Below are 19832 nucleotides of genomic sequence, written 5' to 3'. Positions count from 1 at the left end.
ATGAACAAGACCGAAACCGTGTCCACGCCACCGACCCCGAGCACCAACGTGCTCGACGCCAGTGGTGTCACCATGCGCTTCGGTGGTCTGACCGCCGTCAACAACGTCAGCCTCACCGTCAACAGCGGCGAGATCGTGGGTCTGATCGGTCCCAACGGTGCCGGTAAGACCACGTTCTTCAACTGCCTGACCGGGCTGTACATCCCGACCGAGGGCACCGTCTCGTACAAGGGAAAGGTGCTGCCGCACCGCTCCCACCTGGTGACCCAGGCGGGCATCGCCCGTACGTTCCAGAACATCCGCCTGTTCGCCAACATGACGGTGCTGGAGAACGTGCTCGTGGGGCGCCACACCCGCACCAGGGAGGGCCTGTGGTCCGCCCTGCTGCGGGGGCCCGGCTTCCACAAGGCCGAGAAGGCGTCCGAGGACCGGGCCATGGAGCTGCTGGAGTTCACCGGGCTCGCGGCCAAGCGGGACCACCTGGCGCGCAACCTGCCCTACGGCGAGCAGCGCAAGCTGGAGATCGCCCGGGCCCTGGCCAGCGACCCCGGCCTGCTGCTGCTGGACGAGCCCACCGCCGGCATGAACCCCCAGGAGACCCGGGCCACCCAGGACCTGGTGTTCGCCGTACGGGACCAGGGCATCGCCGTGCTGGTGATCGAGCACGACATGCGCTTCATCTTCAACCTGTCCAACCGGGTCGCGGTACTGGTCCAGGGCGAGAAGCTCGTCGAGGGCACCCCCGAGCAGGTGCAGAGCGACGAGCGGGTGGTCGCCGCCTACCTCGGCACGCCCTTCGAGGGTGAGCCGGGCGAGAGCGAGGCGGCCGAGGTCCGTGCCGCCGAGCGACAGACCGGCAGGACCAAGAACGACACCTCGGCCCAGGACGGTGAGAACCAGTGAGCGCACTGCTCGAAGTCGAGGACCTTCGGGTCGCCTACGGAAAGATCGAGGCCGTCAAGGGCATCTCGTTCAGCGTGGAGCAGGGCCAGGTGGTCACCCTGATCGGCACCAACGGTGCCGGCAAGACCACCACCCTGCGCACCCTGTCGGGGCTGCTCAAGCCGCTCGGCGGGAAGGTCACCTTCGACGGTCAGCCGATCCACAGCATGGGCGCGCACAAGATCGTGGCCATGGGGCTGGCGCACTCCCCGGAGGGGCGGCGCATCTTCCCCCGGCTGAGCATCCTGGAGAACCTCCAGCTCGGCGCCTTCCTGCGCAAGGACGCCGCCGGCATCCAGCGGGACGTGGAGCGGGCCTACGAGCTGTTCCCGATCCTGGGTGAGCGCAGCAAGCAGGCGGCCGGCACCCTGTCCGGTGGTGAGCAGCAGATGCTGGCCATGGGGCGGGCGCTGATGTCCCGGCCGAAGCTGCTGATGCTGGACGAGCCCTCGATGGGTCTGTCTCCGATCATGATGCAGAAGATCATGGAGACCATCGCCGAGCTGAAGTCGCAGGGCACCACCATCCTGTTGGTGGAGCAGAACGCCCAGGCGGCGCTGTCGCTGGCCGACCAGGGCCATGTGATGGAGATCGGCAAGATCGTGCTGTCCGGCACCGGTCAGGAGCTGATCCACGACGAGTCGGTCCGCAAGGCCTACCTCGGCGAGGACTGAGACTCCGCCCGTCGTCCGTGGGGCCGTACCGCCTTCCCTCAGGGGGCGTTACGGCCCCACGGTGCTTTCCGCGTACGGGTCCCGGGGTGTCGTTTGGATCTGGGGAGGTCAGGGGGCGCGTTCTGGTGTGGTGCGCTACGGGACAGAGCGAGGCGGAGGAGGAGTCGATGCGGCGCATCGGCGACCCCGACCGCCACGACGACAACGCGGCGAGGTGCGGCACACCAGGAGACACCACACGCGAGCCTCGCAGTGATCCCCACGACACACCCTGGGTGCCCTCACCCCGGGGAGCGGCCCGGTACGGATCAGGGTTCGGCGGTCCCGCGAGGAAGCCCCCGGCAGCCTCTCCCGGTCCCCCGACGCAGGGGGAGGGCCGGGCGGAGCGCACGGGCGGCCTCGGGGCACTCCGACCCACGCGGCCCGGTCACCGGTCAGGGGAGCACGGAGCAGGTCCCCTGGTGGGGGTCGCCCTTCTCCAGGGGGTCGGCCCGAGCAACTCCACGGCTCGGGGCGGCAGTTGGGGCGGGCCGACGTCCGGGGCCACCAGGGGGCGGAGGTCCTCGGGCCGAGGGCGCCCACCGGTCCGAGGCACGGGGCCTACGCGGTTTCGCGCCCCTGCGCCGATGGGCGGTGCGGCTTGACCGTGGGCGGGCCCGGGGCGTACGTGCCTCGCCGAGCGAGCTGACGCGGCCGTGGCCCTGGCCCTGGCCCCGACCAGCGGGCGATCACGGGACATCCCCCGACGGCTCGGGGCGGCGTACGCCCTCGACTCCCTCCAGGGAACGGGACCGGTTCACCGGCCCTCCCCCACCACCCCAAGCACCCGCCCCCGTCTCCCGTCGCGCTACGACTGCTGCTTGCGGCGCCGCTCCTCGCCGTCCTCGATGACGGCCTCGGCGACCTGGCGCATCGACAGCCGGCGGTCCATGGAGGTCTTCTGGATCCACCGGAAGGCGGCCGGTTCGCTGAGCCCGTACTGGGTCTGGAGCACGCTCTTGGCCCGGTCCACCAGCTTGCGGGTCTCCAGCCGCTGGGAGAGGTCGGCGACCTCCTTCTCCAGGGTGCGCAGCTCGGTGAAGCGGGAGACGGCCATCTCGATGGCCGGCACCACGTCGGACTTGCTGAACGGCTTCACCAGGTAGGCCATGGCCCCGGCGTCGCGGGCCCGTTCGACCAGTTCGCGCTGGGAGAAGGCGGTGAGCATCAGCACCGGGGCGATGCTCTCCTCGGCGATCTTCTCGGCGGCCGAGATCCCGTCCAGCACCGGCATCTTCACGTCGAGGATCACCAGGTCGGGGCGGTGTTCGCGGGCCAGGTCGACGGCGGTCTGCCCGTCGCCGGCCTCTCCCACGACCGTGTAGCCCTCCTCCTCCAGCATCTCCTTGAGGTCCAGGCGGATCAGGGCCTCGTCCTCGGCGATCACCACGCGGGTGGTCAGCGGGGGTACGTGTTCCAGCGCCTGTTCCCCGCCCTCCTCGGGCTGCTCGTGGGGCTCGTTCGGCTCGTCGGGGGCGTCCGTGGTGCTCATGGGCTCCTCAATTCGGCGCTGGCTGCCTCAGCAGGGTACCCAGGTGAACCCGGGCCACCGGAACCGGTACACTCCTCGTCAGCGAGCCAGCCGGGTTGGCGGAATTGGCAGACGCGGAGGTCTCAAACACCTCTGTCCGAAAGGACATGCGGGTTCAAGTCCCGCACCCGGCACGTCACACCAGGAGGCGGGTCCCCTTCCCAGGGGGCCCGCCTCCTGTTTCGTGTGCCCTCCGTGGACCGCCACCGGGGCCAGCGGGGTACCGCCGGACACGGCACCCCCACCGGGAGACGTCCACCGGGCGGCCCGCCGTACACGGGGGCCGCCCGGGTCGGGAGCCGGTGCGGGTGCCGCCGTCAGCGGGCCGGGGAGGGCTCGGCCGGGGCCTCCGCCCGACCGATGGCGTCCTTGCCGATGTGGTGCACCCGTACCAGGTTGGTGGAGCCGGGGATCCCGGGCGGCGAACCGGCGATGATCACGACCAGGTCGCCGACCTCGCAACGGCCGATCCGCAACAGCTCCTCCTCGACCTGCCGCACCATGTCGTCGGTGGTGCGCACCATCGGGCCGAGGAAGGTCTCCACCCCCCAACTCAGGTTCAGCTGGGCCCTGGTGGCCTCGTCGGGGGTGAAGGCGAGTACCGGGATGGGCGAGCGGTAGCGGGAGAGCCGGCGCACGGTGTCCCCGGAGCGGGTGAAGGCGACCAGGTACTTGGCGCGCAGGAAGTCCCCGATCTCGGCGGCGGCCCGGGCCACGGCGCCCCCCTGGGTGCGGGGCTTGGTGGACTGGGTCAGCGCCGGCAGTCCGGCGGCCAGCAGGTCGGTCTCGGCGGCGGTGATGATGCGGCCCATGGTGGTGACCGTGGCGTCGGGGTAGGACCCGATGCTGGTCTCCCCGGAGAGCATCAGGGCGTCGGCCCCGTCCATCACCGCGTTCGCCACGTCGGAGGCCTCGGCACGGGTGGGGCGGGAGTTGTCGATCATGGAGTCCAGCATCTGGGTGGCCACGATCGCGGGCTTGGCGTTGCGCTTGGCCAGGGCGACGGCCCGCTTCTGGACCAGCGGCACCTCCTCCAGGGGCATCTCGACCCCCAGGTCGCCCCGGGCGATCATCACGCCGTCGAAGGCGTCCACGATGGACTCCAGCCGCTCCACGGCCTGCGGCTTCTCGATCTTGGCGATCACCGGGAGGTAGCGGCCCTCCTCGGACATGATCCGGTGGACGTCCTTGATGTCGTCGCCGCTGCGCACGAAGGACAGCGCGATCAGGTCCACCCCGGCGCGCAGGGCCCAGCGCAGGTCGGTGACGTCCTTGTCGGACAGGGCGGGCACCGAGACGGCCGTACCGGGCAGGTTGAGGCCCTTGTGGTCGGAGACCATGCCGCCCTCGACCACCTCGCAGCGCACCTCGGGGCCCTCGACCTCGTCCACCCGCAGGCAGACCCGGCCGTCGTCGATGAGCAGGGTGTCCCCGGGGTTCACGTCCTCGGGGAGCCCGTCGTAGGTGGTGGAGGAGCGTCGTACGTCGCCCTCGACGGGTTCGGTGGTGAGGGTGAAGGGGTCGCCGCTTTCAAGGAGTACCGGCCCTTCGGCGAAGACACCGAGCCGGATCTTCGGACCTTGAAGGTCCGCGAGCACCCCGACGTTGCGCCCCACGGACCGCGCCGCCTCCCGTACCCGCTGGCAGCGGACGGTGTGCTCCTGGAGCAGACCGTGACTCATGTTGAGCCGCGCCACGTCCATTCCAGAGGTGACGAGCTGCTTGATCTGCTCGTACGAGGCGGTCGCGGGTCCCAGGGTGCAAACGATCTTGGCTCGGCGCATGAGCCGAGCTTATGACTTACCTGCGGGTAGAGCCCTGTTCGGCCTGGAGGGCCAACCACCTTTAGCCACAAGGGCGTTGACAACTTCTGAATGGGCGGCACACCGCTCTGATGAGCACCCCGCCCGGCCGTCGGGAAGCCCGCTCGGCAGGGACGCTCAGAAGGAGGGCGGGGTGATCACGAAGCGGGCGTTCACCCTGGCGTGCAGGACCTGCCGTTGCGGCTCCAGGTCCAGCGGCGCCGGGGCGGCCGGCCCCCCGTAGCCGGCGGCGCTACGACCGGCGGGCGCCCGGGGCGCGGGCGCCGGCCCCGGCTCGGCCCCCTCGTCAGCCAGGTCCAGCAGGGCCACCAGCCGGGCGTCCAGCGCCTCGGCGTACTCCCTGGCCCGCGTCACCGCCTCCCGCACGGCCTGCTGACGGGTCCGGGCACGGGCCGGGGAGTCGGGGCGCAGGGCCCAGAACGGGCCCTCGACCCGGGTCAGCTCCTGGTCGGCGAGCTGGGTGGCCAGTTCGCCCAGCACCGTGAAGTCACCGAGGGTGGCGGTGACCCGGGCCTGACCCCGGTAGCTGCGGACCTTCTCCCGCTTGCCCTTGTCGGTGAGTTCGGGGGTGACGCTGAACGCGCCGGTCTCCAGCCGTTCGCAGGCCTCCCCCTGGGAGCGCAGCAGTTCCAGCACCTCGGCGTTGCGGCGGGTGAGGTCGTCGAGCACCGGCCGCTGGGCGCTCCCCCGGGCGGAGACGACCACCACCAGCCGGGCGATCTCCGGGTCGAACTCCAGCCGGGCCTCGCCCCGTACGGCGACCCGGGGGCTCTCGGGAGTGCTGGCGGCGGACTGTTCACTCATGGACGGCTCCCGGCTCGGTGGGGCGGCTGCTGCTGCCATCCTGCCCCGAACACCCCCGACCGCGCCCGGGGTGTCCCTCGAAGCGGGTACGGCGACGGGGGCACCGGGCGCGAACTCCCGGTGCCCCAGGTCCCGTTGACCGGCGGCCAGGCGGGCGTCAGTCGTGGGCCCGCCGTACCCGCAGGGCCCGCGCCAGGTCGTCCAGCTGGTCCACCAGCCGGCGACGCAGCGAGGGGGGCAACTCCCGTGTCTCCAGGAACCGTTGGCCCCGCTTCAGGGTGGCCGGCTCCACCGCGAACCGGGGGAAGGCGTACCGTCCGGCCGCACCGCCCAGGGCGGCGCCCCGGCTCTCGGCCAGCTGGGCGGCGGCCTCGAAGTAGCGGTCGACGTAGGGGGCGGTCAGGGCGAGCTGTTCGGGCTGCCAGAAGCCCTGCGCGGTGGCGATGAACAGGTAGTTGCTGACCTGTCGGGAGCCGGTGCCGAACAGGGTGTCCCAGGCGGCCTCCTTGGCCGCCGCCTCGGGCAGCGCCGCCCGGCAGCGGGCGGCGCCCTCCACTCCGGTGGCGCTGGGGTCGGCGCTTCGCGCCCGCTCGATCTGGGGTTCCCCGACCGCGCCCAGCACCGAAAGCCTCAGCAGCAGGCGCCAGTTGAGTTCCGCGTCCAGTTCGGGCCCGCCGGGGATGGCCTGTCCGGTCCACCACTCCAGCAGTTCCCCGGGCTCGCCGGCGCTGTCGACGAAGGAGCGTACGGCGGCCAGTCGCAGCCCGTCGTCCCCCCGCTCCTCGGCGACCCGCCACAGGGTGCGGGCCAGCTCGTGCAGTCCGGCCAGGGCCGCTCCGCGCTGGTCGGGGGCCAGGTGGCGGTCGCAGACGGCGTCCCGGGCGTAGGCCAGTACCGAACGCACCAGGTCCACGTCGGGCTCGGGCGGCAGGTGGGCGCGGACGGTCTCCAGGTAGGCGGCGGGGGCGAGTTGGCCGTCCTGCACCATGTCGCGTGCCGCGTTCCAGAGCACCATCCGGGCCAGCGGGTCGGGCAGGGTGGACAGCGCGTGGGTGGCGGTGGCCCAGGAGCGGGGGTCGAGGCGCACCTTGGCGTAGCTGAGGTCCTGGTCGTTGAGCAGCAACAGGTCCGGTTCGGGTCCGGTGACCGGCAGCGACCGCTCGCCGGGGCCGACGGGCAGGTCGAGGGTGGGGCGCTCGCGGAGGGTGAGCCGGTCGGCCGGGTCCAGGTCGTAGACGCCGAGGGTGAGCCGGTGGGGGCGGCGGCCCCGGTGGTCCAGGGTGAGCGGCTCGCCGCGTACCGGGGTGAGGGTGTCCACCCCGGTGGTGCCCAGCCAGTCACGGGCCCACTGGTGGACGTCCCGTGAGGTGTGGGCGGCCAGCGAGTCCAGCAGGTCGTCCAGGGTGGCGTTGCCGAAGCGGTGGCGGCGGAAGTGCTCGTTGACGCCGGCGAGGAAGTCCGACTCCCCCAGCCAGGCGACCAGTTGGCGCAGGGCGGAGGCGCCCTTGGCGTAGGAGATGCCGTCGAAGTTCAGCAGGGCCAGGGCGGTGTGCGGCACCTGGTCGCCCTCGGTGGCCACCGGGTGGGTGGAGGGGCGCTGGTCGGCGTCGTAGCCGGAGTTCTTGTCGTGGGCGGCGAAGTGGGTCCAGCTGCGGGTGCCGCACCAGCGGGGCGCGGCGCCCTCGGGGTGGGTGCGGTGCAGGGCGTCCAGGACGTGGAAGCCCATGTACTCGGCGAAGGACTCGTTCAGCCAGATGTCGTTCCACCAACGCAGGGTCACCAGGTCGCCGAACCACATGTGGGCCATCTCGTGGGCGACCACCATGGCCCGGCGGTGCCGTTCGCCGTCGGTGACGGCCGAGCGGTAGACGAACTCCTCGCGGAAGGTGACCAGTCCGGGGTTCTCCATGGCCCCGTGGTTGAACTCGGGGACGAAGGCCTGGTCGTAGGAGTCGAAGGGGTAGGGCTCGGTGAACAGTTCCCGGTAGGTGTCCAGGCAGCCGCGGGTGATCTCCAGCAGCTCCGGCGCCTCGGCGTCCAGGTGGGGCGCCAGGGAACGGCGGCAGTGCAGGCCCAGGGGCAGCCCGTGGTGCTCGGCGGTGACCGAGTGCCAGGGTCCGGCGGCCACGGCCACCAGGTAGCTGGGCAGGGGCTCGGTGGGGGCGAAGTCCCAGCGGTTTCCGGTGTGTTGGCGTACCCGGGTGTTGGCCAGTGCCGTCCAGTCCTCGGGGGCGGTGACCGCGAGGTGGAACACCGCCTTGAGGTCGGGCTGGTCGAAGGCGGCGAACACCCGCTGGGCGTCGGCCAGGAAGCACTGGGTGTAGACGTAGTCCTGTCCGTCGGCGGGGTCGGTGAACCGGTGCATCCCCTCGCCGGTGCGGGAGTAGGCCATCCGCGCCCGTACGGTCAACTGGTGCCGTCCGGCCGGCAGTCGGGACAGCGCCAGCCGGTTGTCCGTCAGCTCGATCGGCAGCGACCGGCCGTCCAGCTCGACTCCGTGCAGGGTCTCCGGGCGCAGTTCCACGAAGCTGTCGGTGTCGTCGGCGTGGACGGTGAAGTCCAGGGTGGTGTCGGACTCGAAGGTCTCCCCACCGGTGGTCAGGTCCAGGTGGACGCGGTACTCGTGGACGGTGAGGCTCTCGGCGCGGCGCTGCGCCTCGGCGCGGGTCAGTGCGGGCATGGCCCCATGCTGCCGCACCCGGGGCCGGCCCACCCCACCGGCGTCGGGGGGTGGCGCCGGTGGCGCCCGGCCCACGGGCGGGAGGTGTGGGTGGCCCAGAGATCCAGGTCGGTGACGGTACGAAGCGCTCTACCACTGAGCTACGTCAGCCGGAGCCGACGGCGGGAGTCGAACCCGCGACCACTCGATTAACAGTCGAAGTATCCGTCGCCTTCGCATCTGGGCCACGGCCAGCCTAGCCACGGCCCGGGGCCCGGGCACCCGGTTTTCCGTACCGGGCGGCACGGGAGGCGTTCGTGCCCCCACCGTGACCGGCCCCTCACTGGCGGTTCCCCGGGGCGCGTGCTCCACTGAGACCACCCCCCACCCCTCTCAGTGGAGGCGGTCACCATGCCCGACTGGCGTCACCCCGCTCACGGAAACGCTCCCGCCGGGGGCCCGCCACCGCCCCCGGGCCGGCGCCGCAACCCCTGGCTGATCGCCCTGTTCGCCGTACTGGGCGCCTTCGTGGCGCTGGCGGTCCTGGGCGGCATCCTCAGCTCCGTGCAGGGGAACCAGGCCACCGCCGACCCGACGGCCACCGTCACCACGACCACCAGCGCCTCCCCCCGGGCCCCCGGCCCCACGGTCACCGAGACGAGGTCGACCACCCGGAAGGCGACCGCCACGGCGACCAGGACCGCCACGGTCACGGCCACCGTCACCGCGACACGCACCAGGACCGCCCCGGCCGCCGAGAAGCCGGCCCCCGCCACGTCCGCCCGTGAGGGCCGGGTCCACTACGAGAACTGCGCGGCGGCCAAGCGGGACGGCGCCGCCCCGGTACGTCGGGGCGACCCGGGCTACGGACGCCATCTGGACCGTGACGGGGACGGCATCGCCTGCGAGTGGTCCTGAGAGTCGCCGGGCTGGTGGGTCCACCGGTCACACCGAGAACACCGCGTACACCGAGGACGCGGTACGGCCCCGCCGGGACGGGTGTCCGGCGGGGCCGTACCGCGCTCCGCTCAGCGCGTTCAGCACATGACGTGGACGCGGCGGGCGGAGTTGTAGGAGCAGGAGTCCTTCAGCTTGCCGCCCGGGGTGAAGAGCCGGGCCTTGTCCTTGGTGTTGTTCCAGACGTACCAGCCGCGCCCCTGGTACAGGTGGCCGGCGGACTTGGTGCCCTTCCCGGTGTGGACCTTCACCGTCTTGCCGGCGCTGACGCGGTACGAGGGGAAGGTGTAGGTGTGGCCTTCGTTGTCCTTGAGGCGGTAGCCGCGCATCTGGAAGGCGGACCTGGTGCCGTTCTTGATCTGTACGTACTCGGCGTTGAGCGAGGCGTTGCCGCCCCGGTCGCTGCCGGGGCTGTTGTAGTAGATCTTGTGCAGGTGCAGCGAGCCGGCCGCCTGCGCAGGTGAGGGCGTCAGCAGCAGGGAGCCGGCGGCGGTGGCGAGGACCACGGTCACGACGTGGGCACGGGTACGGAACATGGCACGTCCCTTGTTCGGGCTGGGTACCCCCCACGGGCCCAGCGGACGCCCAGGCTATTCACACCGTCTCCACAATCGGAGCGCCGTTATCGAAACGGGACCCCAAGAGACCGTCAACTCCCCTGCCCCGTAACGGTGTTGACGGTCCGTCCGCGCCGGTCGGCTACTCCCGGTGCTCCACCCCGTCCTCGCCACTGATGCTCTCGTGGTGCCGGATCACCTCGGCGATGATGAAGGTGAGCAGTTTCTCGGCGAAGGCCGGGTCCAGCTTGGCGCTCTCCGCCAGCCGTCGCAGCCGCTCGATCTGCCGGGACTCCCGACCGGGGTCCGCCGGGGGAAGCCGGTGGACGGCCTTCAACTCCCCCACCTGCTGGGTGCACTTGAACCGCTCGGCCAGCATGTGGACCACCGCGGCGTCGATGTTGTCGATGCTGTCGCGGAGCCGCTCCAGCTCGGCGCGGACCGACACGTCCACCTCCTCCAGCGAAGCGAGCTTCTCGGCGCTCGCGGTGTTCGCGGCGCTCTCGGGGTCTGCGGCGCCCTCGGCGTCCGGGGGGAGGTGGCCCCCGCCCTCCTGGGCCCGCACGGCACGGGGGGTCAGGTCGGGGCCGGAGGGGCGGTGAGGGTTGTGGGTATCGTTCATCGCTTCACGAGGGTAGAGGGCGCGGACCGGGGCCGCCCGCCCACCCTCGCGGGGGGTCACCCGGTGGTGGGGCGGTGTCGGGTGTCGATGGTGGGCGGCTGGTCGGGGGCCGGGATGTCGGCACTCCACCCGCCGTGGACCGTGCCGCTCTGCTGTTCGCGGAAGTGCACGGGGGCGACGCCGACGCGGCGGGAGAACAACCGGGAGAAGTAGGCCGGGTCCTCGTAGCCGACACGACGGGCGATGGCCGCCACCGGAAGTTCGGTGGTGACCAGCAGCTCCTTGGCCCGGTTCAACCGTACCCCGAGCAGGTAGTCCTTGGGGCTACAGCCCGCACCCCGCCGTACGGCCGCCCGCAGGGTGGCGGGGCTCATGCCCAGCCGGGCGGCGTGCTCGGCCACGCTGAGGGCGAGGAAGGCGTCCCGGGCCAGGGCCTGGAGCACCGGCGCCCCCTCGGCGGTGGCGTCGACCCGGGCCCGCCGCAGGGCCACCAGCAGTTCGTGGACCGCCGCCCCGGTCTCCAGCTCCAGCAGGGGGTTGCCGTGGTGGGCGGCGCGGGCGATCCGGGCGACGGCGGCTCGGGCGGGACCGCTGTCGACCAGGGGGACCACCGGGGTGTCGGGCTGGATGCACCCCAGCTCGGTGTAGGCGTGTACGGCCGGGCCGGTGAAGTCCACGAAGCCCTCGTCCCAGCCCTCCTCGGGGTCGGGGCCGTAGTGGTGCGGCACCCCGGGGGTGAGCCACAGCAGGGCCGGTGCCAGTACGCGGTGGGGGGAGCCGTCCGGGGTCTGGAACCAACCCCGACCCGCGCTGACCACCACCGCCACGTGGTGGTCCAGGGTGCGCGGTCCGACGGCCGGCAGCTGTCCGCTCTGCAACCCGACACCGAGGCAGACCAGTCCCAGCTGGTGGTGCAGGGGACGAGGGGTGAAGTACCTCATCCAGCTCTGGTACGGCATGTCGCTCTCGTGGGAGACGGTGCCCCGCCGCTCCGGGCCCGCTGGTCGGGCGCGGTGCCGGCGCCGCCCTCGGCCCGGGCGGTTCGCGGGGCCAGGGTAGGCGGCGACCGCCCTGGTGTCAGCACCGGCGGTGGTACGGGCGGAGCCCCTGCCGGGCGCGGCGGACGGCGGGCGCCCCGAACTCGCGGGCGTACCGGGCCGGTTGGGACTCCGACACGAGCACAGCAGCGCAAGCGGGGACGCACCCGCCGAGGTACGAGACCGACAGCCGCCCACCGGACACCGGCCCCACGGCGGACCAGCCCCCGGTACGGCAGGCGCGGAGCGAACCCCCACACCGCGAACGCGCCGGCGCCCCCGACCGGTTGGAGACCCCACACCGGCGCGCCAACCGGGAGAGAGGCACCAGCCCAGCCATACGCCCCACGGCGACCCACCAACCCACCAGCCCACCGGGCACCCGGAGCCCACCCCCGAACACACGCCCCGCCGCCCCCTGCCGCGACGGACACGGGGCCGGCCGAGACCCACCGAACTCGCGGGCGTACCGGGCCGGTTGGAGTTCCGACACGAGCACAGCAGCGCAAGCGGGGACGCACCCGCCGAGGTACGAGACCGACAGCCGCCCGCCGGACACGGGGAACACCCCGAGAAACCAGTCCCCGCCGCGTGAGCGCACGGAGGACGGGCGCGGGGACCACGGGCGGGGCCGAGGAGGTGCCGCACACGCGAAGGGGCCCGACATCCTGAGGATGTCGGGCCCCCGCAGGGCACTACCGATGACCTACCGCCGCAGCGGGGTCGTCACGCTCTGGTGGCTTCAGCCACCCAGCTCCTCGGCGCCGGCCTTGATGTCGGCGGCGAAGGCGCTCACCTCGGAGTAGACACCGGGCTTGCCGGGACGGGCGCAGCCCTCACCCCAGCTGACGATGCCGACCTGGACGAACTCGCCGGCCTCGTCCTTGCGGAAGATCGGGCCACCGGAGTCACCCTGGCAGGCGTCCTTGCCGCCCTCGGGCACACCGGCGCACAGCTCCTCCTCGGCGATGAGGTTGGGGTACGCCTCCTTGCACTCCGCGTCGTCGATGAAGGGCACGTCGACCTTCAGCAGGTGCTGCTGCTGCTGGCCGCCCTCGGCGTCGGCACCCCAGCCGGCGACGGTGAGGTCACCCTCGTTGAGGTCCGCCGACTCGGCGATCTTCAGGGTGGGCTGGTCGATCGGCTCGGCCAGCTTGATCAGCGCCCAGTCCTTGCCCTCGCCGTTGTAGCCGGGAGCCTGGAGCACCTCGGTGGAGTTCACCTCGACCGCGTCGGGGCTCTCCAGGTCGGTGACGCCAGCGGTGACGGTGATGCTGGTGTCCTCGCCGGAACCGTCCACACAGTGGGCGGCGGTCAGCACGATGTCCTCGGTGTAGAGCGCGCCACCACAGCCCATGGACAGCCGGACCATCCAGGGGAACTCGCCCTCGGAGGCCTTCTCGCCGCCGATGATGCGCGTGTCCACGCCACCCGGCTCGGGCTGGGCCATGGCCTGACCGGCGTGCAGGCCCAGGCCGATGACACTGACGGCGCCGATGGCGGCAGCACGCTTCAGGATCTTCTTCAAGGAACTGTTCCTCTCGTGGGGGGATTTGCCGCACCCGGCCTCCCGGGTGGGGTGAGGAACTCCCTGGTGCCGCGCGTCAGTTGCTTGTGGGAGAGCGTGACGACGACGGGTCTTCCGTTCCACCGAGCATGGGTTGCCGAAATGCTTCATGGGATTATCTGAAGCAAGTCAGGTCGCTGACAAGAGGATCTCGTCCCGAATTCCTCGAAGGCACCCGGTCCGCCCGGTTCCTGGGCATCCAGAATCCCGCGTTCCGCCGGGGGCGCCCGGTCGCGACCGGGCGCCGGCGAGTCCGCTTCCCGTCCGTGCCGGTGGGACCGGGCCGCATCAACTCCTCGCAGGTGAGAGGTGGTTGACCCGCCCTCGTGGGGGCTCGTCGGACACGACGTGCCGAGGGTGTCGACCGCGTCACTGACCGTACGACCGGGGGAAGAGGAGCGGGCGGCCCCCTCACGTACGTACCCCCCGGGAGATTTCCCAGGGGGTACGAGAACGGAGGCGGAGGGTGAGCCCCGAGCGACGGTGCGGGGTCAGACGGTGAGCGCGCGGTCGGTGGAACGGATCGGGGCGTGCAGGGTGCTGGCCCCCATCAGGTGGCGGTCCACCGAGCGGGCCGCCGAACGTCCCTCGGCGATGGCCCAGACGATCAGCGACTGGCCCCGGCCCGCGTCACCGGCGACGAAGACCCCGTCCACCGAGGTGGCGTACTCCTCGTCCCGGGCGACGTTGCCGCGCTCGTCCAGTTCCAGGCCCAGTTGCCGCACCAGGCCGTTCTCCTGGTCGATTCCGGTGAACCCCATGGCGAGGGTGACCAGTTGGGCCGGGATGACGCGTTCGGTGCCGGGCTTCTGCTCCAGCTTGCCGTCGACGAACTCGACCTCGATCAGGTGCAGGGCCTCCACATGGCCCACCGTCTCGCCCTCGGCCGGTTCCGAGCCGCTGAAGTGGGTGGTGGACACCGAGTAGACGCGCTCGCCACCCTCCTCGTGGGCCGAGGTCACCTTGTAGAGCATGGGGAAGGTGGGCCAGGGCTGGTGCGGAGGGCGCTCCTCGCCGGGCCGGGGCATGATCTCCAGCTGGGTGACCGAGCGGGCCTCCTGCCGGTGGGCGGTGCCCACGCAGTCGGCGCCGGTGTCGCCACCGCCGATGACGACCACGTCCTTGCCCTCGGCGGTGATCGGCGGGGCGACGTAGTCGCCCTCCTGCACCTTGTTGGCCAGCGGCAGGTACTCCATCGCCTGGTGGATGCCATCCAACTCCCGCCCGGGCACCGGCAGTTCACGGGCGGTGGTGGAGCCGGCGGCGATCACCACCGCGTCGTGCCGCTTGCGCAGCTCCTTGGCGGTCATGTCCCGGCCGATCTCCACCCCGGTACGGAACTTGGTGCCCTCGGCCCTCATCTGCTCGACCCGGCGGTTGAGGTGGCGCTTCTCCATCTTGAACTCGGGGATGCCGTAGCGCAGCAGCCCGCCGACCCGGTCGGCCCGCTCGTACACCACCACCGTGTGCCCGGCCCGGGTCAGCTGCTGGGCGGCGGCCAGGCCGGCCGGGCCGGAGCCGATCACCGCGACCGTCTTGCCGGACAGCCGGTCCGGGGGCTGGGGCGTGACGTCGCCCTGGTCCCAGGCCTTGTCGATGATGGTGACCTCGACGTTCTTGATGGTCACCGCCGGCTGGTTGATGCCCAGCACACAGGCCGACTCGCAGGGGGCCGGGCAGAGGCGGCCGGTGAACTCGGGGAAGTTGTTGGTGGCGTGCAGCCGCTCCGTGGCCGCGCGCCAGTCCTCCCGGTAGGCGTAGTCGTTCCACTCGGGGATGAGGTTCCCCAGCGGGCAGCCGTTGTGGCAGAAGGGGATGCCGCAGTCCATACAGCGGCCCGCCTGCTTGCTGATGATGGGCAGCAGGGAACCGGGCTGGTAGACCTCGTCCCAGTCGCGTACCCGCTCCTCGACCGGTCGGGTCCTGGCGACCTCGCGGTCGGTGGTGAGAAATCCCTTGGGGTCAGCCATGGGTCGCCGCCTCCATCATCTTCTCGTGGGTCTCGGACGGGGACAGTCCCGCTCGCTCGGCGGCTTCCTTGGCGGCGAGCACGGCCTTGAAGGTGGGGGGCAGGACCTTGGCGAAACGGTCGACGGCCGTCTCCCAGTCCGCCAACAGCTTCTCCGCCACCGTCGATCCGGTCTCCTGCTGGTGGCGGGTGACGGTCCGCCGCAGCCACTCCCGGTCCTCCTCGTCCAGGGGCTCCACGGCCTCGCGCAGCCCCGAGTTGACCAGCGCCCGGTCCAGGTCGATCACATAGGCGACGCCCCCGGACATCCCGGCGCCGAAGTTGCGCCCGGTGGTCCCGAGGACCACCGCGTGCCCCCCGGTCATGTACTCGCAGCCGTGGTCGCCGACCCCCTCGGAGACCACCGTGGCGCCGGAGTTACGGACACAGAACCGCTCACCGACCCGACCGCGCAGGAACATCTCACCGCCGGTGGCCCCGTAGGCCAGGGTGTTGCCGGCGATGGCGGAGTACTCGGCCAGGTGGTCGGCGGTACGGTCCGGGCGGACCACGATCCGGCCGCCGGACAGGCCCTTGCCCACGTAGTCGTTGGCGTCGCCCTCCAGCCGCAGGGTGACCCCCGGGGGCAGGAACGCCCCGAAGGACTGGCCGGCGCTGCCGGTGAAGGTCACGTCGATGGTGCCGTCCGGCAGGCCCGCGCCGCCGAACCTGCTGGTCACCTCGTGGCCCAGCATGGTGCCCACCGTGCGGTTGACGTTGCGGATGGCCAACTGGCCCCGCACCGGCTGGGCTTCGGCCACCGACTCCGCCGACAGGGCGTCGGCGGCCAGCTTGATCAGCTGGTTGTCCAGGGCCTTGGCCAGCCCGTGGTCCTGCTCCACCGCCTGGTGGCGTACCGCGCCCTCGGGCAGTTCGGGCACGTGCAACAGCGGCTCCAGGTCCAGGCCCTTGGCCTTCCAGTGGTCCACCGCCCGGCTGACGTCCAGCAGTTCGGCGTGCCCCACGGCCTCGTCCAGGGTGCGGAAGCCCAGTTCGGCCAGCAGCTCCCGTACCTCCTCGGCCACGAACTCGAAGAAGTTGACCACGAACTCGGCCTTGCCGCTGTACCGCTCCCGCAGGGTGGGGTTCTGGGTGGCGATGCCGACCGGGCAGGTGTCCAGGTGGCACACCCGCATCATCACGCAGCCGGACACCACCAGCGGGGCGGTGGCGAACCCGAACTCCTCGGCTCCCAGCAGGGCGGCGATCAGCACGTCCCGGCCGGTCTTCAGCTGCCCGTCGGTCTGCACCACGATCCGGTCCCGCAGCCCGTTGAGCAGCAGCGTCTGCTGGGTCTCGGCCAGCCCCAGCTCCCAGGGGCCGCCCGCGTGCTTGAGGGAGGTCAACGGGGAGGCGCCGGTACCGCCGTCGTGGCCGGAGATCAGCACCACGTCGGCGTGCGCCTTGGAGACCCCGGCCGCGACCGTACCCACGCCCACCTCGGACACCAGCTTCACGTGGACACGTGCCCGGGGGTTGGCGTTCTTCAGGTCGTGGATCAGCTGGGCCAGGTCCTCGATGGAGTAGATGTCGTGGTGGGGCGGCGGGGAGATCAGGCCCACCCCGGGGGTGGAGTGCCGGGTACGGGCCACCCAGGGGTAGACCTTGTGGCCGGGCAGCTGGCCGCCCTCGCCGGGCTTGGCGCCCTGGGCCATCTTGATCTGGATGTCGTCCGCGTTGACCAGGTACTCGCTGGTGACGCCGAACCGGCCGGAGGCGACCTGCTTGATCGCCGAACGGCGGGTCGGGTCGTACAACCGCTCCGGGTCCTCGCCACCCTCGCCGGTGTTGGACTTGCCGCCCAGCCGGTTCATGGCGATCGCCAGCGTCTCGTGCGCCTCCTGGGAGATGGAGCCGTAGGACATGGCGCCGGTGGAGAACCGCTTGACGATCTCGCTGACCGGCTCCACCTCCTCGATCGGCACCGAGGGGCGGTCCCCCCTGAGCCGGAACAGTCCGCGCAGGGTCATCAGCCGCTCGGACTGCTCGTCCACCCGGCGGGTGTACTGCTTGAAGACGTCGTACCGCCGGGTCCGGGTGGAGTGCTGGAGCCGGAAGACGGTGTCCGGGTCGAACAGGTGGGGCTCGCCCTCCCTGCGCCACTGGTACTCGCCACCGATCTCCAGGTCACGGTGGGCGGAGGCGATCCCGGTCACCGGGTAGGCCCTCAGGTGCCGGGCGGCCACCTCCCGGGCGATCACGTCCAGGTCGGCGCCGCCGATCTTGGTGGTGGTGCCGTGGAAGTAGGTGTCCACGAAGGACGCGTCCAGGCCCACCGCCTCGAAGACCTGGGCGCCCCGGTAGGAGGCCACGGTGGAGATGCCCATCTTGGACATCACCTTCAGCACGCCCTTGCCCAGCGCCCTGATCAGGTTGCCGATGGCCTCCTCGGGGTCCATGTCCCCGGGCAGGAAGGTACCGGCACGCACCAGGTCCTCCACCGACTCCATGGCCAGGTACGGGTTGACCGCCGCCGCCCCGTAGCCGATCAACAGCGCCACATGGTGCACCTCGCGCACGTCGCCGGCCTCCACCAGCAGGCCCACCTGGGTGCGCTGCTTGGTGCGGATCAGGTGGTGGTGCACCGCCGCCGTCAGCAGCAGCGAGGGGATCGGGGCGTGTTCGGCGTCCGAGTGCCGGTCGGACAGCACCACCAGCCGGGCACCGGCCTCGATGGCCGCGTCCGCCTCCGCGCACACCTCGCGGATACGTCGGGCCAGCCCCGGGCCGCCCTCCCCCACCCGGTACAGCCCGGACAGGGTGGCGCTCTTGAAGTCGGGCATGGTGCCGTCGGCGTTGACGTGGATCAGCTTGGCCAGCTCGTCGTTGTCGATCACCGGGAACGGCAGGGTGACGCTACGGCAGGACGCGGGGGTGGGTTCCAACAGGTTGCCCTGCGGCCCCAGCGAGGAGTAGAGCGAGGTGACCAGCTCCTCCCGGATGGCGTCCAGCGGAGGGTTGGTGACCTGCGCGAACAGCTGGGTGAAGTAGTCGAAGATCAGCCGGGGACGCTCGGACAGCGCGGCGATCGGGGAGTCGGTGCCCATCGAGCCGATCGGCTCGGCCCCGGCCCTGGCCATGGGCGCCAGCAGCACCCGCAGCTCCTCCTCGGTGTAGCCGAAGGTCTGCTGGCGGCGGGTGACCGAGGCGTGGGTGTGCACGATGTGCTCCCGCTCGGGCAGGTCCGCCAGCTCGATCAGGCCGTCGCCGAGCCACTCCTGGTACGGGTTCTCGCCCGCCAGCTGGGCCTTGATCTCGTCGTCCTCGATGATGCGGTGCTCGGCGGTGTCCACCAGGAACATCCGCCCCGGCTGCAACCGCCCCTTGCGCACCACCCGGGCCGGGTCGATGTCCAGGACGCCGACCTCCGAGGCCAGCACCACCAGGCCCTCGTCGGTCACCCAGTAGCGGCCGGGGCGCAGCCCGTTGCGGTCCAGTACGGCACCGACCTGGGTACCGTCGGTGAAGGTGACGCAGGCCGGGCCGTCCCAGGGCTCCATCATCGTCGCGTGGTACTGGTAGAAGGCCCGCCGGGCGGGGTCCATGGAGTCCGCCGACTCCTCGCTCTCCCACGCCTCGGGCACCATCATCAGCACCGAGTGCGGCAGCGACCGGCCGCCCAGGTGCAGCAGTTCCAGCACCTCGTCGAAGGTGGCCGAGTCGGAGGCCCCGGGGGTGCAGATGGGGAAGAGCCGCTCCAGCCGTTCGCGGCCGAACTTCTCGCTGTCCAGCTGCGATTCGCGGGCCCGCATCCAGTTGCGGTTGCCCTGGACGGTGTTGATCTCCCCGTTGTGCGCCACGAAGCGGTACGGGTGGGCCAGCGGCCAGCTCGGGAAGGTGTTGGTGGAGAACCGGGAGTGGACCAGGGCGATCGCGGTGGCGAACCGCCGGTCGGACAGGTCGGGGAAGAACGGCTCCAGCTGGCCGGTGGTGAGCATCCCCTTGTAGACCACGGTGCGGCTGGACAGGGAGGGGAAGTAGGTGCCGGCCTCGCGTTCGGCCCGCTTGCGCAGGGCGAAGGCGGCCCGGTCCAGGTCCAGCCCGGTGCGCCGGCCCTCGGGGTCGGCCACGAACAGCTGGCGGAACACCGGCATGGTCTCCCGCGCGCCGGAACCCAGCAGGGCGGGGGTGGTGGGGACCTCACGCCAGCCCAGGACGGTCAGCCCCTCCTCGGCGGCCAGATCCTCGATGTCCGCGACGGCGCTCGACGTGCCGTACTCCGCCTCGTCGGTGGGCAGGAAGGCGATGCCGACGGCGTACGCCCCCGGGGTGGGCAGCTCGAAGGGGGTCTCGGCACGGAGGAAGGCGTCCGGGATCTGGACCAGGATGCCCGCGCCGTCGCCGGTGTCGGGGTCGGAGCCGGTAGCGCCTCGGTGCTCCAGGTTGCGCAGCACGGTGAGCGCCTGTTCGACGAGTTCGTGGCTGGCCGCACCGGTGAGAGTGGCGACGAAGCCGACACCGCAGGCGTCACGCTCGAATCGGGGGTCGTACATCCCCTGCTGGGCAGGATGGGCCGCCAAAGGCGCTGCGCGCATCGGGCTCTCCCGTCGTCGTCGTGGCAAGTGGATATGCCGAGGGACGACTCTGGCCCTCTGCGAAACAAGTGGCGCAT

General features: G+C 71.7%; 13 protein-coding genes and 2 tRNA genes. 4 read left to right on the top strand and 11 right to left on the bottom strand.

Translation table 11 applies throughout. The features are described from left to right. Entirely contained in the window at positions 1-903 is a 903-nt protein-coding gene (locus ABZT14_RS09670; RefSeq protein ID WP_356299351.1) for an ABC transporter ATP-binding protein, read from the top strand. Further along, positions 900-1616: an ABC transporter ATP-binding protein gene (locus tag ABZT14_RS09665; protein WP_356299064.1), complete on the top strand. Its 717-nt coding sequence runs from the start codon at positions 900-902 to the stop codon at positions 1614-1616. Before ABZT14_RS09670 ends, ABZT14_RS09665 begins: the two co-directional genes overlap by 4 nt. Before the next feature lie 847 nt (positions 1617-2463). Here ABZT14_RS09665 and ABZT14_RS09660 read toward each other — a convergent pair. Next, positions 2464-3147 (bottom strand): response regulator, encoded by a 684-nt coding sequence (locus ABZT14_RS09660; protein ID WP_356299062.1) that lies wholly within the window; start codon positions 3145-3147, stop codon positions 2464-2466. A gap of 89 nt (positions 3148-3236) precedes the next feature. Here ABZT14_RS09660 and ABZT14_RS09655 point away from each other — a divergent pair. Further along, positions 3237-3320, top strand: a tRNA-Leu gene (locus tag ABZT14_RS09655). Positions 3321-3503: 183 nt separating this feature from the next. Here the strand turns inward: ABZT14_RS09655 and pyk are convergent. The 4 genes from pyk to ABZT14_RS09635 form a co-directional block, all read right to left on the bottom strand. Beyond that, the gene (gene pyk, locus ABZT14_RS09650; RefSeq protein WP_356299060.1) at positions 3504-4970 is read right to left on the bottom strand and encodes a pyruvate kinase; all 1467 of its coding nucleotides are present in this window, start codon (positions 4968-4970) and stop codon (positions 3504-3506) included. A gap of 156 nt (positions 4971-5126) precedes the next feature. Continuing rightward, a complete protein-coding gene (locus ABZT14_RS09645; RefSeq protein WP_356299058.1) occupies positions 5127-5813 on the bottom strand; it encodes an SIMPL domain-containing protein in 687 nt (228 codons plus the stop codon). Positions 5814-5970: 157 nt separating this feature from the next. After that, positions 5971-8493: an aminopeptidase N gene (gene pepN, locus ABZT14_RS09640; RefSeq protein WP_356299056.1), complete on the bottom strand. Its 2523-nt coding sequence runs from the start codon at positions 8491-8493 to the stop codon at positions 5971-5973. 153 nt (positions 8494-8646) lie between these two features. Further along, positions 8647-8724: transfer RNA gene (locus ABZT14_RS09635), tRNA-Asn, on the bottom strand. 159 nt (positions 8725-8883) lie between these two features. Here ABZT14_RS09635 and ABZT14_RS09630 point away from each other — a divergent pair. Continuing rightward, entirely contained in the window at positions 8884-9390 is a 507-nt protein-coding gene (locus tag ABZT14_RS09630; RefSeq protein WP_356299054.1) for an excalibur calcium-binding domain-containing protein, read from the top strand. Positions 9391-9509: 119 nt separating this feature from the next. Here ABZT14_RS09630 and ABZT14_RS09625 read toward each other — a convergent pair whose 3' ends face one another. The 6 genes from ABZT14_RS09625 to gltB all read right to left on the bottom strand — a co-directional run bounded on the left by ABZT14_RS09625 (position 9510) and on the right by gltB (position 19755). Then, positions 9510-9965 (bottom strand): lamin tail domain-containing protein, encoded by a 456-nt coding sequence (locus ABZT14_RS09625; protein ID WP_356299053.1) that lies wholly within the window; start codon positions 9963-9965, stop codon positions 9510-9512. A 163-nt stretch (positions 9966-10128) separates the two neighbouring features. Further along, positions 10129-10449 (bottom strand): chorismate mutase, encoded by a 321-nt coding sequence (locus tag ABZT14_RS09620; protein ID WP_356299349.1) that lies wholly within the window; start codon positions 10447-10449, stop codon positions 10129-10131. Positions 10450-10664: 215 nt separating this feature from the next. After that, complete coding sequence (locus ABZT14_RS09615; RefSeq protein WP_356299051.1) at positions 10665-11549, bottom strand: AraC family transcriptional regulator; 885 nt, start codon at positions 11547-11549, stop codon at positions 10665-10667. Between the two features lie 838 nt (positions 11550-12387). Next, complete coding sequence (locus ABZT14_RS09610) at positions 12388-13173, bottom strand: serine protease (RefSeq protein WP_356299049.1); 786 nt, start codon at positions 13171-13173, stop codon at positions 12388-12390. A gap of 530 nt (positions 13174-13703) precedes the next feature. Beyond that, positions 13704-15182: a glutamate synthase subunit beta gene (locus tag ABZT14_RS09605; protein WP_356299047.1), complete on the bottom strand. Its 1479-nt coding sequence runs from the start codon at positions 15180-15182 to the stop codon at positions 13704-13706. Further along, the gene (gene gltB / locus ABZT14_RS09600; RefSeq protein WP_356299046.1) at positions 15175-19755 is read right to left on the bottom strand and encodes a glutamate synthase large subunit; all 4581 of its coding nucleotides are present in this window, start codon (positions 19753-19755) and stop codon (positions 15175-15177) included. The genes ABZT14_RS09605 and gltB overlap by 8 nt, the downstream gene beginning before the upstream one ends. Between the last annotated feature and the right edge of the window lie 77 nt (positions 19756-19832).

Source organism: Streptomyces sp. NPDC005438 (assembly GCF_040606315.1).
Lineage (GTDB): Bacteria > Actinomycetota > Actinomycetes > Streptomycetales > Streptomycetaceae > Streptomyces.
Note: the sequence above shows the minus strand (reverse complement) of the source record. Positions and strands in the feature narration are given on the sequence as shown.

What these genes read in the sequence shown, in the direction of transcription:
- ABZT14_RS09670 (WP_356299351.1), top strand. Translation starts at nt 1, where the DNA reads ATGAACAAGACCGAAACCGTGTCCACGCCACCGACCCCGAGCACCAAC.
- ABZT14_RS09660 (WP_356299062.1), bottom strand. Translation starts at nt 3,147, where the DNA reads ATGAGCACCACGGACGCCCCCGACGAGCCGAACGAGCCCCACGAGCAG.
- pyk (WP_356299060.1), bottom strand. Translation starts at nt 4,970, where the DNA reads ATGCGCCGAGCCAAGATCGTTTGCACCCTGGGACCCGCGACCGCCTCG.
- ABZT14_RS09645 (WP_356299058.1), bottom strand. Translation starts at nt 5,813, where the DNA reads ATGAGTGAACAGTCCGCCGCCAGCACTCCCGAGAGCCCCCGGGTCGCC.
- pepN (WP_356299056.1), bottom strand. Translation starts at nt 8,493, where the DNA reads ATGCCCGCACTGACCCGCGCCGAGGCGCAGCGCCGCGCCGAGAGCCTC.
- ABZT14_RS09630 (WP_356299054.1), top strand. Translation starts at nt 8,884, where the DNA reads ATGCCCGACTGGCGTCACCCCGCTCACGGAAACGCTCCCGCCGGGGGC.
- ABZT14_RS09625 (WP_356299053.1), bottom strand. Translation starts at nt 9,965, where the DNA reads ATGTTCCGTACCCGTGCCCACGTCGTGACCGTGGTCCTCGCCACCGCC.
- ABZT14_RS09615 (WP_356299051.1), bottom strand. Translation starts at nt 11,549, where the DNA reads ATGAGGTACTTCACCCCTCGTCCCCTGCACCACCAGCTGGGACTGGTC.
- ABZT14_RS09605 (WP_356299047.1), bottom strand. Translation starts at nt 15,182, where the DNA reads ATGGCTGACCCCAAGGGATTTCTCACCACCGACCGCGAGGTCGCCAGG.
- gltB (WP_356299046.1), bottom strand. Translation starts at nt 19,755, where the DNA reads ATGCGCGCAGCGCCTTTGGCGGCCCATCCTGCCCAGCAGGGGATGTAC.